We start from the raw sequence: 18,145 nt of genomic DNA, 5'->3' as shown, positions 1-18,145 counted from the left end.
AAAAGCGAGAATCGAAATTCCCGCTTTAAATGTTTTCACAACGGAATAATCCTTATTGTGAATTGATTTCAAATTGTATTCTACAAATATATATAATTAATTTCTTAAATATTTACGGATTTCCATAATTATATTTGATTTATTTTCAATAATTTAGGAAAAACTAAAAATTAAATTGATTATGAAAAGAATATTAGGATTGGATTTGGGAACAAACTCTATTGGTTGGAGCATAATAGAAATACAAAAAGAAAGAGATATTCATACAATTCTTGGGGCAGGTTCAAGAATAATTCCAATGTCCAAAGCTATTATTAAAGACTTTGAAAAAGGTGTAACAAAATCTCAAACTGCTGAAAAAACAGATAGTAGAGGCACTAGAATACTTTATGAAAGAAGTAACTTAAGACGTGAAAGATTACATAGAATTCTTAATGTTTTAAATTATTTACCAGAATCTTATTCAAAATATGTAGATTTTGAATACAAAAAAGGTCAATTTTTGAAAGGTTGTGAACCATTACTAGCATATTCAGATAAGTTAGATGGTAATAGCAAACGCATATTTTTGTTTCAAGATTCTTATAATGAAATGGAAAAGGAGTTTAGAGCGGTTCATAAAAATCTTCCCCAACTAAATAAGAAAGGTAAACCATTTAAATTACCTTACGATTGGACTTTGTATTATTTAAGAAAAAAAGCACTTACTCAAGAAATTTCTAATGAAGAATTAGCTTGGATATTATTAAACTTCAATCAAAAAAGAGGATATTATCAACAAAGACAAGAAAAAGAAATAAAAACCAATGAAAATAAAACGGTTAGATTTTCAATTTTAAAAGTAGCTGATTTTGTTGAAACAGAAGATAAAGTAGAAGATAAAACTTTATTTGATATAATATTTAAAGATGATAAAGGAAATATTTATGGTGATAGTAAAAAGAAAACTACAAACCCAGAATTGTGGAAGAATAAAACAGTTAATTATATTATAACTTCTACAAAAAAGAAAGACGAAACTTTCTCTAATTCTTATAGAGAAGTAAAATCAGAAGAAGATTGGGAGGCAATTAAAAGAAAAACAGAACAAGATTTAAAAGAGGAAGATAAATTTGTTGGAAAGTATATATACGAAGCTATTTTAAAAAATCCCCAACAAAAAATAAGAGGAGAATTAATAAGAACTATTGATAGAAATTTTTATTTTGATGAACTAGCTCAAATCTTAAAAACACAAAAAAAGTACAGACAAGAAGATTGGAATAATAATGAATTATTCAAAAAAGCTGTTTTAGAACTTTATCCTAATAATATAGATCATCAAAAATTACTTTTAAATCAGAAAAATGGTTTTACTTATTTGTTTTTAAAAGATATTATTTACTATCATAGACCTCTAAAAAGTCAAAAATCACTCATATCAAAATGTACTTTTGAAAAAAGATTTTATATTGATAAAGAAACAAATGAAAAGAAAACTGTAAATATCAATGGAATACCAAAATCGCATCCATTGTTTCAAGAATTTAGAATTTGGCAGTTGGCTAACAATATTCGTATTCAAAAAAGACAGCAAAAAATTGACGAAAAAATAAAATTAAATATAGACGTAACCGATTCTTTCATTAAGACAAATGAAGAATTTAAAGATTTTTTTGAATTTTTAATCAATAAAAAGGATATCAATCAACCACAATTAATATCATATTTTATTAAAGATAAAAAAGAGAAAGAAAAATATAGATGGAATTATACAGATGATGATAAAATTAAATTAGAATGCAATCAAACTCGTCAAAAACTCAAAAGTAAATTTTCCAAAGATGATTTAAATAAATATTCAGATGAATTAGAGATAAATTTATGGCATATTAATTACTCTGTTACAGATGCAACTGAATATGATAAAGCAATAATTCGATTTTGCAGAAAAAACAAACTTTCTGAAGAAACACAAAAAAATCTACAAAAATTACCAATGCTTAAAAAAGAATATGCTTCTTATTCTGAAAAAGCGATTAGAAAGTTATTGTCTTTAATGAGATGTGGAAATTTATGGTCTCAAGAAACTATTCATCAAAATACCTTAAACAGAATTGATAAACTTCTTACAGGAGAATTTGATAAAACAATTTCAAATAGAGTTCGAGAAAAATCGATAACATTAGATGAAATTTCAAATTTTCAGGGATTGCCACTTTGGTTGGCTTCTTACATTGTATATGGTAAACATTCTGAAGTTGATGTTACACAATGGAAAACTACAAAAGATTTAGACGATTATATAAAAAGTTTTAAACAACATAGTCTTCGCAACCCAATCGTAGAACAAGTTTTATTGGAATCTTTACGGGTTACGTTAGAAATCTGGAAATATTATGGAGATAAACTTAACATACAATTTGATTTATTTTTAAACGAGAATACTAAAAAAGAAGAAAAAGTATATGCTCGTTTATTTGATAAAATCCATATAGAAATTGGTAGAGATCTAAAGAATCCAAAAAAAGTAAGAGAAAAAATATCCAAGAGAAATACGAAACAAAAAGATACTAATCAAAGAATAAGAGAATTGTTATATGAGTTTAAAAACTTTGATGATGTAAAGGAAGTTATACCAACATCTAAAACTCAATTTGATAAATTAAAAATTTTCGAACAGACAATTTTAGCCCAATATTCTGAAAAAGAATTAAAAGATGAAGTTTTAGATGGAAAATTTACTGTTGAAAAATTTATCAATAAAAGTCAACCTACAACTAATGAAATTTTAAAATATAGGCTTTGGTTAGAGCAAAAATATAAATCGCCTTATACTCATAAAACAATCATGTTATCAGAACTATTTACTGATAAATATGAGATAGAACACGTTATACCCCAATCTAAATATTTAGATAATTCTTTTAATAACAAAGTTATATGTGAAACAGAAGTTAATAGCTTAAAAGATAATACACTTGCTTATAATTTTATCCAAGAATATCAAAATGCCGATGTTCCATTAAGTAATGGAAAAAAAGTTACCATAGTAAATCAATCTGATTATGAAGACTTTATAAAAGAAAATTATGATGGATTAAAACAAGAAAATTTATTAAGAGAAGAAGTCCCAAAAAAAATGGTTGAACGTCAAAAAAATGATATGCGTTACATAAGTAAAGTTGCACTAAAAACGTTTAGCAATATTGTAAGAGAAGATGGTGAGCAAGAATCAACTGTAAAAAATGTTTTATCAGTTCCAGGAAAAGTAACCTCAATATTAAAAGCAAAATGGGGTTTAAATGCTATTTGGAGTTCTCTTGTTGAACATCGCTTTAAGAGATTAAATAGATTAATTTGTGGCGAAGAAAATGAAAACAATGGCTTATTTGGTAAATATATCAAAGATGGTGGATATTTTAAACCAGAAGTTCCTTTAGAATTAAGAGATGATTTTCAAATTAAAAGAATAGACCATAGACATCATGCTTTAGATGCTTTAGTAGTTGCTTGTGTAACTAGAAATCACATTAATTACATAAGTAATAACAATGCAAAATCAAATATAAAAAGATATGATTTAGGAAAAATATTAAGAAACACAAAAGAGATTGAAAAAACACATCCTATTACAAAAAAGAGAACAACACATGTAGTACTTGCAAATTATAAAAAACCATGGGATAGTTTTACAGTTGATATAAAAAACAGTTTAGAAAAAATAGTAATTAGTTATAAACAGAACTTGAGGGCAATAAATAAAGCGACTAATTACAATTTAAGATACAAAGATGAAAATGGTAATTTTTTCCATGATAAGAATGGGAAAAAGATTAAAAAAAGAGTAGAACAAACTAAAGGAAAGAAAAATTGGGCAATAAGAAAACCTTTACATGAAGACACATATTTTGGAATAATGGAAAGTGGAAAATATAAAGGAGATTTAGTAAAAAGAGAATATTTAAACAGTTCTTTTACAACAAAAAAAATAAAAGATGTTGTTGATGATACTGTCAAGATAATTCTTACAAACCATTTAAATCAAGAGAAATTCAAGTACCAAAAAGACGAAAAAGGAAAAAACTTAAAACCAAATGAAGTAGCTTTTTCACCACAAGGCGTAGAAGATTTAAACAAAAATATAGTTGAATTAAATAATGGAATTTCCCATCATCCAATTAAAAAAGTAAGAGTGAGATTTGCTAAAGGAAAGCAGTTTTCAATAAGAAAGTGGACAGATGATAATGATAATTTAATCAAAGAGACAAAATTTGTAAAATCTGCGGCAGGTACAAATTTATATTTCTGTATTTGTGAAAAAAATGGAATAAGAAAATACTATGTACCTACTTTTGAAGAAATTTTAGTAACACAAAAGTTAGAACAAGATTTAAAATTTGAAGAAAAGAAAAATGTACCACAAAGGCATCCAGATTTTCCAGATTTTAATTTAAAATACTATTTACAGCCTAATGATTTAGTTTATTTACCGAAAGAAAATGAAGAAGTTAATTTTGAAAATTTATCAAAGAACCAATTAGAAAGAATTTATGTTTTTAAAGATGGAAGTGGTACAACTGCAAATTTTGCACCTATGTTATCAGCCGATGTTATTTATAATATGAATGATAATAAAAAAAGAAAATCCTTTGCATCTGAATATGGATTAAATATAGATAACTTGATAAAAAATGAATATGGTTTAAATAGTCCACAACTTAAAAATCAAAACTCAATAGAAGGTGTTCAGATTAAATCTATATGTTGGAAACTAAAAGTTGATAAATTAGGAAATATTATAAAAGTCATTAAATAGATGATAAAAAGAACTATCTACATCAGCAATCCATCATATTTAAAGTTAAAAGATTTACAATTAGTTGTACAAGAACCCAAAACCAAAGAAATCAAAGGAACTGTGCCAATTGAAGATATTGCGTTGTTGATGCTCGATCACTATCAAATAACGATCTCCAATCAAGTATTAGTAAAATTACAGGGCAATAATATTGCTGTTATTACTTGCGATGAGCATCATCTCCCTTTTGGTTTGATGTTGCCTTTCTATGGTCATTCAGAATATTCAGAAAGAATAAAATGTCAATTATCAGCATCAGAACCACTAAAGAAACAATTATGGAAGCAAACTATTGAGCAGAAAATAAAGAATCAAGAAAGTTTACTAAAACTAAACAATAAAGTTTCAGAACCTTTAGCTGAATACAAACTGAATGTAAAAAGTGGTGATACCTCAAATAGAGAAGGAATGGCTGCACAATATTATTGGAAACATTTGTTTGAAAATTTTAATAGAACACGTTTTGGGGAAGAACCTAATAATTTATTAAATTTTGGTTATGCTATTTTGCGAAGTATCGTTGCTAGAGCTCTAGTTAATAGTGGTTTGTTGCCAGTTTTAGGTATTTTTCATAAGAATAAATATAATCCCTATTGTTTGGCAGATGATATTATGGAACCATATAGGCCGTTTGTAGATAAAATGGTATACAATTATATTCAAGAGAATTATTCTTTTGAATTGAATAAAGATACCAAAGCATATTTGTTAACTATTGCTACGCAAGATGTACTAATAGATGGGTTAGAAAGACCTTTATTTGTGGCAGTTTCAACCACAACTGCGAGTTTATACAAATGTTTTACAGGAGAATTACGACAGATTAAATATCCTGAATTAGATTGAAATGTCTCAAAACAGATTTAGTGCTTACAGAATTATGTGGATATTAGTATTTTTTGATTTACCAACCGAAACTAAAAAAGAACGAAAAGCCGCTAATTTATTCCGTAAAAAACTGATTAAAGATGGTTTTACAATGTTTCAGTTTTCCATTTATTTACGCCATTGCCCAAGCAGGGAAAATGCAAAAGTACACACCAAAAGAGTAAAATTGAGTTTACCAAAACATGGAAAAGTCTGTATTTTAGAAATAACAGATAAGCAATTTGGAAATATGGAGTTATTTCATGGAATTAAAGAAATCGATTTGCCACAACCAACCCAACAATTACAGCTTTTTTAATCTCCATTGTCATTGCGAAAGAGGAACGATTGAAGCAATCTTATGTTTTTAGACACATCTTAAAGCCATTATTTCGAGCGAAGTCGAGAAATCTCGTTTAAGAAAATTAGAATTAAAAAAAATAGAAAATTTAATAAGTAAACAATAAAATTATTAAACTTTCGTAATCCAAAAAAACAATCCCAAACCACTGATTTTATTCAATATTTTGGGATTGACCTTGTGATTCCTCACTAAAAATACAATTTTGAAATCAATTCACAACGGAAATTCTTTACTCTCTTTTTTAATTCTACTTGTGATTCCTCACTAAAAATACAATTTTGAAATCAATTCACAACAGACATAATATCTAATTATAGTACAAAGGTCTTGTGATTCCTCACTAAAAATACAATTTTGAAATCAATTCACAACTATCATAGAACTTTTGGAGAGTATCAAACGCTTGTGATTCCTCACTAAAAATACAATTTTGAAATCAATTCACAACTTTCTATGTCTATACAACTACTCTCAAACACTTGTGATTCCTCACTAAAAATACAATTTTGAAATCAATTCACAACACGTTTGACATTTTTAAAAATTAATTGAGTCTTGTGATTCCTCACTAAAAATACAATTTTGAAATCAATTCACAACTCCAATTACCTTGATACCTCTTGGCAACCCCTTGTGATTCCTCACTAAAAATACAATTTTGAAATCAATTCACAACATAGGCATACTTACTGTTTGCAAGTCTGTTCTTGTGATTCCTCACTAAAAATACAATTTTGAAATCAATTCACAACTAGTACTTGTACGCTAATAAATCTATTCTGCTTGTGATTCCTCACTAAAAATACAATTTTGAAATCAATTCACAACGCTGATAGCTTCTTACTGTATAACCAATCCCTTGTGATTCCTCACTAAAAATACAATTTTGAAATCAATTCACAACATTACAGTGTCGAACCATGCCATTTGGTCTCTTGTGATTCCTCACTAAAAATACAATTTTGAAATCAATTCACAACACCCAAGACAACCCCTCTAATCATGAAGAAAACTTGTGATTCCTCACTAAAAATACAATTTTGAAATCAATTCACAACAAAGCCGAAGACGTATCAACACCTATTGAACTTGTGATTCCTCACTAAAAATACAATTTTGAAATCAATTCACAACAATGAACGTTAAAGCTACTAGCTGGTCGTACTTGTGATTCCTCACTAAAAATACAATTTTGAAATCAATTCACAACACTACTTCTATCATTACTAAACTATAATTACTTGTGATTCCTCACTAAAAATACAATTTTGAAATCAATTCACAACTGATTGCAGATATTGACAATACAGCTGTTTCTTGTGATTCCTCACTAAAAATACAATTTTGAAATCAATTCACAACTGGATTAACTAACTATATGTGGTTACTTATCTTGTGATTCCTCACTAAAAATACAATTTTGAAATCAATTCACAACGTTGTAATCCTTGCTTATGTGCTTTCCAAACTTGTGATTCCTCACTAAAAATACAATTTTGAAATCAATTCACAACGCTTAAGTATCTAACAAAAATTGAACCAACCTTGTGATTCCTCACTAAAAATACAATTTTGAAATCAATTCACAACCAGCTGTTGTGTCATTCTCCTTAATAGCATCTTGTGATTCCTCACTAAAAATACAATTTTGAAATCAATTCACAACAACATTATTTTAGCTTCTAAACCTGATTGTCTTGTGATTCCTCACTAAAAATACAATTTTGAAATCAATTCACAACAATAGCCCACTTCAACTAAAAAAATCATTACTTGTGATTCCTCACTAAAAATACAATTTTGAAATCAATTCACAACTAGTTAACAGTACATATAGGTTTAATTATTCTTGTGATTCCTCACTAAAAATACAATTTTGAAATCAATTCACAACACAAAATCGTTCTTCTATAATTTCATCTACCTTGTGATTCCTCACTAAAAATACAATTTTGAAATCAATTCACAACGAGGTACTGGAGGGGATATAGAAAAAGCGTCTTGTGATTCCTCACTAAAAATACAATTTTGAAATCAATTCACAACATGTCAGCATGGAAAGTTACGAATGGTGTACTTGTGATTCCTCACTAAAAATACAATTTTGAAATCAATTCACAACATAGTATTAAATCTATATTAAAATCTCCATCTTGTGATTCCTCACTAAAAATACAATTTTGAAATCAATTCACAACATATTGATGGTAGTGAAATACTAGGTCATCCTTGTGATTCCTCACTAAAAATACAATTTTGAAATCAATTCACAACAATTCAATTGGTTTATCTTCAAACTTATAGCTTGTGATTCCTCACTAAAAATACAATTTTGAAATCAATTCACAACACTCGCTTGGCTATGAGCAAGGGAAAGAGACTTGTGATTCCTCACTAAAAATACAATTTTGAAATCAATTCACAACAAACCAAAAGAATAGAAGCTAATACAAAGGCTTGTGATTCCTCACTAAAAATACAATTTTGAAATCAATTCACAACACACTTTTCGCTAAATCATCAGGATCTAAACTTGTGATTCCTCACTAAAAATACAATTTTGAAATCAATTCACAACATAATGCAGAGTGGTATGAAGTAAGAGCTTCTTGTGATTCCTCACTAAAAATACAATTTTGAAATCAATTTATAACTAGAAAATGCTAGTAATTTTGAGAGATAATATCCAAGAACAAACTTATAGAGTCAAATCTGACGAAGAGATTAAAACAAACAAATAATCAACTTAAATATTGCATTTCTTTTTTGTTTGGATAAATGAAGAAAGAATTCTAAAATAATAACTTAAGCTTAACAAAACTACAAATAAGAATAGTAAGTAAATTAAAAAAAGCCATGTTAGACACGGCTTTTTTCATAGCGAGGAGCAGATTTGAACTGCCGACCTCAGGGTTATTTATCAAATAAACCTTTTACTTGGATTATAACAAATTTGAATTGAATTACTTTTTAACTTAAAATTAACGTCTACATCATTTTTACTTTAGAAGTAATTAATAGTTTTACACTAATTGAATTGCTAAAATCACAAACATATTAAATTTTCTTAAGAGATAGGATAAATTTTTTCACGGATGATATTTGTCATTTTTACAAAAGAATTCTTTATTTAAGTTTGTTCAAACAAATTGCTAATCTTAAAAAATATATCTATGAGAAAAATAATTTTTTCTTGCTTCACAATTATTTTGTGTAGCCAATTTTCTAATGCACAAGGAGATGGTTATTATGGAGATAATTTTAACTCAAATATGTACACTGCTACAACAGTTATTGGAGGTACTCCACAATCTCCTGATATCACAGCGTTTCAAAAAGTAAATTTTATTCCAGTAAGTAACTATACAGGTAGAGCGAATATATCTATTCCCATATATACCATTTCTTCAGGTCAGATTAGTGTCCCCATTTCCCTTTCTTATAATACATCTGGTGTCAAGGTAGCAGATGTTGCTTCTAGTGTTGGATTAAATTGGAGTTTGAATGCAGGGGGAGTAATTACTAGAATTGTGAAGGGAATGGATGATTTTAAAAAGCCTAATGGAGGTTCATATCCTGGAGCACCACACGACCCTGCAGGTTGGTTAGGGTATAATTATCCAAATCTTCAAAGTACTGCCGCTCATACAGGTTCTCCAAATCCATATGGAGATCCAGAGCCTGATCTTTATTCTGCTGAAGCGCCTGGTCTATCTACTAGATATATTCATAAAAAGGATTTGGATCCCATAGAGTTAGAACACCAAGGAAACATAATTGATGAGACATTAGGCTATGTGTCTAGAAGCTATATAAAAGGAAATGGTTCAACGGACAATGTATCAAGATTTGGTTTTATAGAAACTAAAATTACGAGTATTAATGGATTGGTATATACTTTTGGCTCTCCTGAAATACCATTTGGTTTTTACAGTCAAATTAACTCTTACAGGTTAGATAAAATTGAAGATCCTAGTACAAATCAAATGATTGACTTTGAATATGAACAATATTCAAATTACAATACTGTCAGTTATATGAATAATAAGCATCCTTATGGTGGAGGAGCTGACTCTGATGTTTCTTCTACATCTTATGACTCTTCATTTTATGTAACGCATCGATTGAAAAAAATCATCCATGAACTTGGAGAGGTGGAGTTTATATATGGAATAAATAGATTAGATAAAACAGGAGAAAAAGCTTTAACTGAAATAAAAATTAAAGATCAAAATGGGTATACTGTAAAACATATAAAATTGGCTCATAGCTATTTTCAATCTCCAGTAGATATCAATACAGAACAAAGTAAAAGGTTACGTTTGGATAGAGTTTACGAAGTTGCTCCAGACCAAACTGAATTACCAGGTCATACTTTTACTTATGAGAATAATTCTTCTTTTTCAATGCCTCCTAGAACTTCTTATGCACATGATTTTTTAGGATATAATAATGGCTCTTATAGTTCTGGTAATAGTAATCCAGTTCCAAAGTATTATTTTAAAAATAACAAGATTACTCCTTTTTATGATAGTTCTGCAATTGAATTGACAGGTAATTATTCATTAGAAGCAGATGTTAATTACGCAAAAACATATTCATTAATTAAAATTAAATTTCCAACAGGTGGAGAAAATGAATACGAGTATGAATTGAATGAATTTAATTTTAATGGAATTAAGCAAGGAGGTGGACTACGAATTAAATCACAAAAATTATTGGATGATAAAGGAAATACTCAAATTTTAGATTATACCTATGAAAATGGGGGTATCATTCAAATGCCCACTTTTGCTATTTTCAAGTTAAAAACAGGTGCAACAGGAAGTGGAGCTAATACATTAAGTCAATTAACATCAAGATTAGGAATTGATACTTTTTCTTCTGCATTATCTCAAGTTGAATTTACACAAGGAGCCTTTGTTGGGTATGGTAAGGTAACTGTAAAAAATAGGATAGACAACGGATATGTTGAGTATGTCTACAGCTCACCAATTACAACGTATAATGTTACGTCAACAAAAACGTATGATCATCATTTTCCTTATAGTAATTCATGGCAGCAACTAGCTCCGTCAATGTTGTTTTATGATAGAGATTTCTTGAGGGGTAAAATACTTTCTGAAACAACATATGCCAAATCTGGAAAGAAAAGATCCTCGAAGAAATATACCTATACGACTAAAGAATTTAGTAAATTAAGTTTAGAATATTTAAATAAGTCTTCTAATGAACCTTTAGCCAATTGTTATAATTTAAACGGAACATATAAACTTAATCAAGCTGGGACTACTTGTGGAGGATTTACAGAAAATATAGATTTAAAAGTACAGAGAGATTTATTAACTAAAGTAGTTATTAAAGACTATCAATCTGACGAATTAAATACTTCTTCTTTTTATTATGATAACGCACTTCATATTCTACAAACTATTAAGAAATATGAATTTGATCAAGAAAACCCTTTATTGGTAAAAGAGACTAAAGAAGTTGTAAAATGTGTTTCAAACGATCAAAGTGGAATAGATAGTCAAGAATGTTATTGGGTTGTCCAAAATATGGATAGAGATCATAAAGTAATTAAAGAAATAGAATATCCCATAGTTGACGGGCAAGTAAATCAACTTCCTTTTTCAAATAATCTAGTTCAAAAAAATAGACTATCAACAGCTTTAAGAATAACTGTCAAAAATCACGATAATGAAGTCTTGGCAAAAGAAGATCACCTATACAAAGATTTTGGAAATTCTTTATATGCTTTAGAAAAAGTAAATTTTATAGCACGTGATGGAAGTATTACAGAATCAGATAAAGTAACAATTCGTGATAGTAAAGGAAGAATTGAAGAGTATGTTAGAAAGGATGGAGTTTATGTTACAAGAATTTATGGATATGATTCAGCATACCTTATTGCAGAAATTATAAACGCATCCAATTCAGCAGTGAATTTTGCACTACAAAACAATATTCAATCACAATTTAATCAAGGCACTTTTAGTAATGACACTAGTATAAAGCAAGTAATGAGTGAGTTAAGAACTGCATTACCTAATACTCAAATTACCTCGTATACCCATAAAAAATTAGTGGGAGTGATGAATATTACAGATCCAAGGAATAGAACAATAAACTATCATTATGATCAATTTAATAGATTGGAGAAAGTAACAGATCATGATGGAAATATAATAAGTAAAAACGAATACAACTATAAATACTAAAAACGCTATGAAAACAAAAATAATAATTTTTACCGTATTTGTTTTTTGTTCATGTCTTTTATCGGAAAATAGTTTTGGTCAAGAAGTAGAGCAACAAATCACTACAGAGGATTTAATAGGAAAATGGAAATTAGACTTCAATAAAACAATTAAAAAAGTAAGAATTGAAGACCCTGAAATAAGTAATAAAATTTTATCAAAATCGTTAAGAAGAAATCGTTTATCTAAATTTTATAAGAATAAAAGGTTAGTTTTTACAGATAACGGCACATTAATAGAAAAGAATAAAATTATTCCCAATAAAGAGTTTAAGTGGTTTTTAGAAGGCAATAAATTAAATCTCACAGATGAGAGAGGGAAAACCTTAAAATTTAAGATCAGAAAAATATCTTCTGAACAATTGGTTATAAAAGCTATTTATAAAAATAAAAAAAGGAGGCCATTATTTTTAATTCAATATTTTAATAAAATTTAATTGCTAATAAGATGAAAAAACTAGGAAAAGGAGGTTATAAGAAAAGTTTGTTTTTTGGAGTATTGTTTTTTACACTACATCTATTCTCTCAAACAACAACAGAAAGTTATACGGATGGAGATATTACTTTATCTGGACCAACAAATATTTTATTGAATACTAGTTATTCCTATAATATAGGCGACGCTGTCTACAATGGTTGGGTAGCTTCTGCAGATATTGAATGGACAATTACTGGAGGAGATATTGTAGATAATGGTACAAATATTAATACGACTAATGACTATTTTGAGGATTACTATGGGCAAGAAATGGCAAATATTAATATTATATGGAGAGCTACGGGTCTCAAAAGAGTACATGCCATTTTTATAGATTATTTTGGACAAACTATGTATCAATTAGCAATCGATATCACTGAACCTCCAAACAATGGTACTACTATACTCAATATTAATGAGAATTACATATATACAGTGACTCCAACTGTAGCAACAACAAACGTCACAAGTTTAAACAATTCAGAGAAAATAGAAAACATAACTTATTTTGATGGTTTAGGAAGACCCATTCAACAAATAGGAATCCGACAAAGTGCATCGCAAAAAGATATTGTTACACATATGACTTATGATGATTTAGGAAGACAATCAAAACAATACCTTCCCTATGCTTCTTTAAGTAATGATGGTTCATACAGAACAGACGCATTAATCAAGACAAACGCCTATTATAATACTAACGAATTTCAAAATACAATCAATCCATATTCAGAAACTTTATTTGAAGAATCTCCTTTAAACTTGCCAATTGAGATAGCTGCACCAGGAAATGACTGGAAAGAGGGAATTAATAACGAACATACCATTAAAAATGAATACAAACTAGTAGAAAATTCAGATAATGTTCATGTTTTAGAAGCTAATCATACAGTAAGCGGCAATCTTAATTTGGTAATGAAAGGGATGTACACTGTTTCTTACCAAACCAATCAGGTAGGTGATCAATATGCAAAGACACCTACATTACATAAATTTATTACAAAAAATGAAAATTGGAAAGCTTCAGATGGAAAAAATAACACAGAAGAAGTTTTTAAAGATTATAGAGGAATAACAGTTCTTAAAAGAAGTTATAACAATGGAATAGCTCACGATACTTATAATGTATATGATAAATACGGAAATTTATTGATTGTCATTCCACCTAAAGTAACTCTCAATAATGGAGTTTCTGCAACAGAATTATCAGAATTATGTTATCAATATAGGTATGATGTTAAAAATAGATTAGTTGAAAAAAAAATACCAGGAAAAGGCTGGGAGTATATTGTTTATGATAAAGTAAATAGACCAATCTTAACACAAGATGCTGTTCAAAGAGCTAAATCCAACAAAGAATGGCTATTTACTAAATATGATGCTTATGGAAGAACTATATATAGTGGTTTATATAAAGATAATCGCTCTAGAATAAATGTACAAAATTCGGCAAATTCTTCTAATTCAGTTATAGAAAGTATTACTACTGGTTCAGGGTTGTATTATTACACAAATAATGCTTACCCAATCAATGTTCCGTGGTATGACGTTTATACAATTAACTATTATGATGACTATGTATATTGGGGGGGAGATACACACAACCCACAAACAAACTATTATGGAAAAGCACTAACAAACAATACTAAAGGATTGTCTACAACTTCTAAAGAGTTTATATTAGGTGGACACGGATGGATAACAACCATAACTGGATATGATGAAAAAGCTCGCCCTATATATATATGGACAAAAAATGACTATTTAAACACAACTGATATTGTAGAAAGCAAACTAGATGATTTTACTGGAAAAGTTCTAGAGATTAGAACTACCCATAAAAAAGTAGGTAAATCTGATATTATAATTACAGATAAATTTACTTACGACCATCTAGATCGACTATTAACACAAACACAAAAAATAAATTCACAAGCTGAAGAATTAATTGTGAATAATGAATACAAAGAGCTAGGAGAATTAAAATCTAAAAAAGTTGGTGGTGCTGTTGAAAGTCAGGTTGAAAACTCTAATGGATTACAAACCATAGATTATAAGTATAACGTAAGAGGTTGGTTAACTAATATTAATGATGTTGATAATATTGGAAGTGATTTATTCACATTTAAGATAAACTACAACACAAAAAATATCCAGACCACATCAGTTTACACTCCACTTTATGATGGTAATATCTCTGAAACCATTTGGAGGACTAAAAGTGATTATAAAAAAAGAGGGTATCAATATAGTTATGACGATTTAAGTAGAATTACTTATGCAAATTATAGAGAAGAAAATAATTTATTATCAGGAAGTGGTAAATTTGAAACCTCATATAATTATGATAAAAATGGAAATCTTGACGAACTTATAAGAACGGGAGCTATAGGTAATGATATTGACGAGTTAAGCTATGATTATTCAGTATCATCAAATAAACTTGTTGAGGTTGAAGATGCATCAGGAAATACCGATGGTTTACACTCTACAACTCAATATGACTATGATTCTCACAATGGTAATTTGATTAGTGACTCAAGTAAAGGAATTACCAGTATAGAATACAACCATCTCAATTTACCAACAAAAGTACATTTTGGTAGTAGTAAAAGAATTGAGTACATTTATTCTGCTACAGGTAGTAAATTACAAAAAAAAGTAATCAACAACGGTACTTCTACAACAAATTATGCAGGTAGTTTTATTTATGAAAATAATGTATTAAAGCACTTTAGTCATCCAGAAGGTTATGTAGAAGTAAATGGAAGTTCTTATACATACATATATCAATATACAGACCATCTAGGGAATAGTCGATTGAATTACACCAATATTGGTAGTTCCTCTTCTCCTAATTTACAAATAAGAGAAGAAAATAACTACTATCCTTTTGGTATGAAAATGACAGGATTTAACACCAATATTATTGGGGTTCAAGACGACTATAAGTATAATGGTAAAGAGTACCAAGATGAAGTTATTAATGGTAAAAAATTAGATTGGTACGATTATGGTGCAAGAAACTATGAGCCATCCATTGGACGTTGGCATGTCATAGATGCTATGGCAGAAAAAAGACCAGATTTAACTCCTTTTAGATATGGTTTTAACAACCCAATTAATGTAATTGACCCTGATGGTAATTTTGAAAAAGATGATTTTTGGGGAGGTGGAGGTGGATTTACATCTGTAACAGTTCGTGGACTTCAAGATGGTGGGACTTTTACTTTTGCTTCTTCTGGCTCAACAACTAAAAATAATTCAGGTTGTCCTAAATGTAAAACTTTTCAAGATTACATTAACTATTATTTAGGATTAAATGGAAGCAAAAATGAAGAAGATTTAGAAGAAGCTATAGCTAGTGGAGATGAAGATAGAATAGATAAAGCTAACAGTGATTTTTTACAGAATGAAGCAAATTTTGAACAAGCAGTAAGAACTGCACAAGAAACCGCTAAATTTATAGCAGATTACGATCCTTTTGGTTTTGCCAATGCATACTATCAGTTTACAATGGGTGATAGTAATATTAATAAAGGAATGGCTGTTTTAGCTTTCCTACCTGTTGGTAAAATCGGAAAAGGATTTCAGCTTTTGAGTAAAGGAAGAGTTTTTTGGTCTGGTGGTTCCCAAGCCAGAGTAGCTGCAGAAACTTTTGCTAGAGCAAATGGGTTTAAAACATTAGAAATGACATTTACAGGGAAATTTCTTACAAAGATGACAAAATTGACTTCATATGAGTTTACAAAACCACTATGGAATTTTGCTTCACAAAGATTTGCTAGAGGAGCAAATGGGACTATTAATGTTTTCCAAAATGCTAATACTGGAATAAGATTGGAAAGCGTATGGAGATTAAAAGAATATCCAATCTTAAAAAATAAAAATATTATTTACCATAATATATTAAAGTAATAAAAATGATTACAAAAGATAAATTAAAAATATATAAGAAATATAAAGGAGACATTGATGTATGGGCTCGCTTAAATATTAAAAAAGAGCATGAAGCTATAGATGATAATGACTGGATAATTATTGATGATTTAATTCAAAATATCAAAATGATAAATCAAGGTTTAACATCTAATCTATACAAAGAGAGTTTTAAAAACAAGATTAGTAGAGTAATAAATGATAAGGAAGATTACAATTATTTTTTAAAAATTGTCGAACTTTTTTAATTAAAAAACAATAAAGTGTTCCTTTTTTAATTTTATCGTAGATGATTTTTGGGCCCCAGATAGATCTCATTCCGTACAAGCATTTTGGTGGGTCAGGAGGCTCAAGTTTCTCCTTGGGAGTTTCAGAATCAAGTGGTAAAAATAGTTCAGGATGTCCAAAATGTAAAACTCTTCAAGATTATATCAATTACCATTTAGGATTAAACGGAAGTAAAAATGAAGAAGAATTAGAAAAAGCTATAGCTAGTGGAGATGAAGATAGTATAGATAGAGCCAATAAGAATGTTTTACAAAATGAAGCAAATTTTGAACAGGCTGTAAGAACTGCACAAGAAACCGCTAAGTTTATAGCAGATTACAATCCTTTTGGTTTTGCCAATGCATACTATCAGTTTACAATGGGTGATAGTAATTTTAATAAAGGATTAGCTGTATTGGCTTTCCTACCTGTTGGTAAGCTCGCAAAATTTGCTAGATTTGCAAAACCTAATGGTAAGTTTTATTCTGTAGCTTATGAAATGACTGTTGGGAATAACCTTTTTCCTGGTGGCAGTTATTATCAACATTTTTCTGCTGCAAACAGATCACTATTTGCAAATATGAGTAAATCTACTATGATGAATTTAGGGATTACGTTTCATAAAAGTAAAACAGGAGCTATTTTATGGGGACGCTCCCCAAAAAATTAGGTTTGGCATCATGATGTAGGAAAAGAAGTTATGCAATTAGTTCCTAAAAATCAGCACACTACAGGAAGTATCTTTTGGGATGCTCTTCACTCAGGGGGTTATGGAGGCATGCATCTTTGGAATAAATAGAAAAATAAAAAAATGAATTTAATAGAATTTGTAGAATATTTAAAAAAGCCTTCAGAAATTGAAGGAGTAATAATTGAGAGCAACCCTGATTTGGATATAGATTATGCTGATATCTATCTAGAAAACGAATTAAACATCTATTCTGAAATGTATTTTCTTAACGCAGAAGAAATTTCAGGTGGTCTAGAAATTTTATATGAAAAGAAAAGACTTATCAATCTTTTCCTATTATTTCATCTACAAGAAATGTTTGAAGAGTTTAACTTAAAAGGGAAGAATAATATTGAAATAGCAAAAGATATTTTAGATTTTAGAATAAAAGATGCTTAATA

Annotated in this window: 9 protein-coding genes and 1 CRISPR repeat array; all 9 genes read left to right on the top strand. The window is 28.8% G+C overall.

The window, feature by feature from the left end:
• The first annotated feature begins 181 nt into the window (after positions 1-181).
• Positions 182-4,798, top strand: coding sequence for a type II CRISPR RNA-guided endonuclease Cas9 (gene cas9, locus BTO18_RS06005; RefSeq protein ID WP_105015362.1), 4,617 nt, complete (start codon positions 182-184; stop codon positions 4,796-4,798).
• Complete coding sequence (gene cas1, locus BTO18_RS06000) at positions 4,799-5,686, top strand: type II CRISPR-associated endonuclease Cas1 (RefSeq protein ID WP_105015361.1); 888 nt, start codon at positions 4,799-4,801, stop codon at positions 5,684-5,686. It abuts the gene before it with no gap.
• Position 5,687: 1 nt separating this feature from the next.
• Complete coding sequence (cas2, locus tag BTO18_RS05995) at positions 5,688-6,026, top strand: CRISPR-associated endonuclease Cas2 (RefSeq protein WP_105015360.1); 339 nt, start codon at positions 5,688-5,690, stop codon at positions 6,024-6,026.
• Positions 6,027-6,245: 219 nt separating this feature from the next.
• A CRISPR array of direct repeats spans positions 6,246-8,725; the repeat unit is 46 nt; unit sequence CTTGTGATTCCTCACTAAAAATACAATTTTGAAATCAATTCACAAC.
• Positions 8,726-9,244: 519 nt separating this feature from the next.
• A complete protein-coding gene (locus tag BTO18_RS05990) occupies positions 9,245-12,292 on the top strand; it encodes a hypothetical protein (protein WP_105015359.1) in 3,048 nt (1,015 codons plus the stop codon).
• 7 nt (positions 12,293-12,299) lie between these two features.
• Entirely contained in the window at positions 12,300-12,767 is a 468-nt protein-coding gene (locus BTO18_RS05985; protein WP_105015358.1) for a lipocalin family protein, read from the top strand.
• A gap of 11 nt (positions 12,768-12,778) precedes the next feature.
• Positions 12,779-16,726, top strand: a complete 3,948-nt coding sequence (locus tag BTO18_RS05980; RefSeq protein WP_105015357.1) for a DUF6443 domain-containing protein — start codon at positions 12,779-12,781, stop codon at positions 16,724-16,726.
• Between the two features lie 5 nt (positions 16,727-16,731).
• Positions 16,732-16,995 (top strand): hypothetical protein, encoded by a 264-nt coding sequence (locus tag BTO18_RS05975; protein ID WP_105015356.1) that lies wholly within the window; start codon positions 16,732-16,734, stop codon positions 16,993-16,995.
• Positions 16,996-17,036: 41 nt separating this feature from the next.
• Positions 17,037-17,684, top strand: a complete 648-nt coding sequence (locus tag BTO18_RS05970; RefSeq protein ID WP_105015355.1) for a hypothetical protein — start codon at positions 17,037-17,039, stop codon at positions 17,682-17,684.
• Positions 17,685-17,825: 141 nt separating this feature from the next.
• Positions 17,826-18,143: a hypothetical protein gene (locus tag BTO18_RS05965; RefSeq protein ID WP_105015354.1), complete on the top strand. Its 318-nt coding sequence runs from the start codon at positions 17,826-17,828 to the stop codon at positions 18,141-18,143.
• The last annotated feature ends 2 nt before the right edge of the window (positions 18,144-18,145 follow it).

This window comes from Polaribacter porphyrae, from assembly GCF_002954685.1.
Taxonomy (GTDB): domain Bacteria; phylum Bacteroidota; class Bacteroidia; order Flavobacteriales; family Flavobacteriaceae; genus Polaribacter; species Polaribacter porphyrae.
The sequence above is the reverse complement of the archived record's forward strand: the minus strand, read 5'-3'. Positions and strand labels throughout refer to the sequence as shown.

Bases quoted from the DNA above. Each gene is read 5' to 3' on its own strand.
- cas9 (WP_105015362.1), top strand. From the start codon at position 182: ATGAAAAGAATATTAGGATTGGATTTGGGAACAAACTCTATTGGTTGG.
- cas1 (WP_105015361.1), top strand. From the start codon at position 4,799: ATGATAAAAAGAACTATCTACATCAGCAATCCATCATATTTAAAGTTA.
- cas2 (WP_105015360.1), top strand. From the start codon at position 5,688: ATGTCTCAAAACAGATTTAGTGCTTACAGAATTATGTGGATATTAGTA.
- BTO18_RS05990 (WP_105015359.1), top strand. From the start codon at position 9,245: ATGAGAAAAATAATTTTTTCTTGCTTCACAATTATTTTGTGTAGCCAA.
- BTO18_RS05985 (WP_105015358.1), top strand. From the start codon at position 12,300: ATGAAAACAAAAATAATAATTTTTACCGTATTTGTTTTTTGTTCATGT.
- BTO18_RS05980 (WP_105015357.1), top strand. From the start codon at position 12,779: ATGAAAAAACTAGGAAAAGGAGGTTATAAGAAAAGTTTGTTTTTTGGA.
- BTO18_RS05975 (WP_105015356.1), top strand. From the start codon at position 16,732: ATGATTACAAAAGATAAATTAAAAATATATAAGAAATATAAAGGAGAC.
- BTO18_RS05970 (WP_105015355.1), top strand. From the start codon at position 17,037: ATGATTTTTGGGCCCCAGATAGATCTCATTCCGTACAAGCATTTTGGT.
- BTO18_RS05965 (WP_105015354.1), top strand. From the start codon at position 17,826: ATGAATTTAATAGAATTTGTAGAATATTTAAAAAAGCCTTCAGAAATT.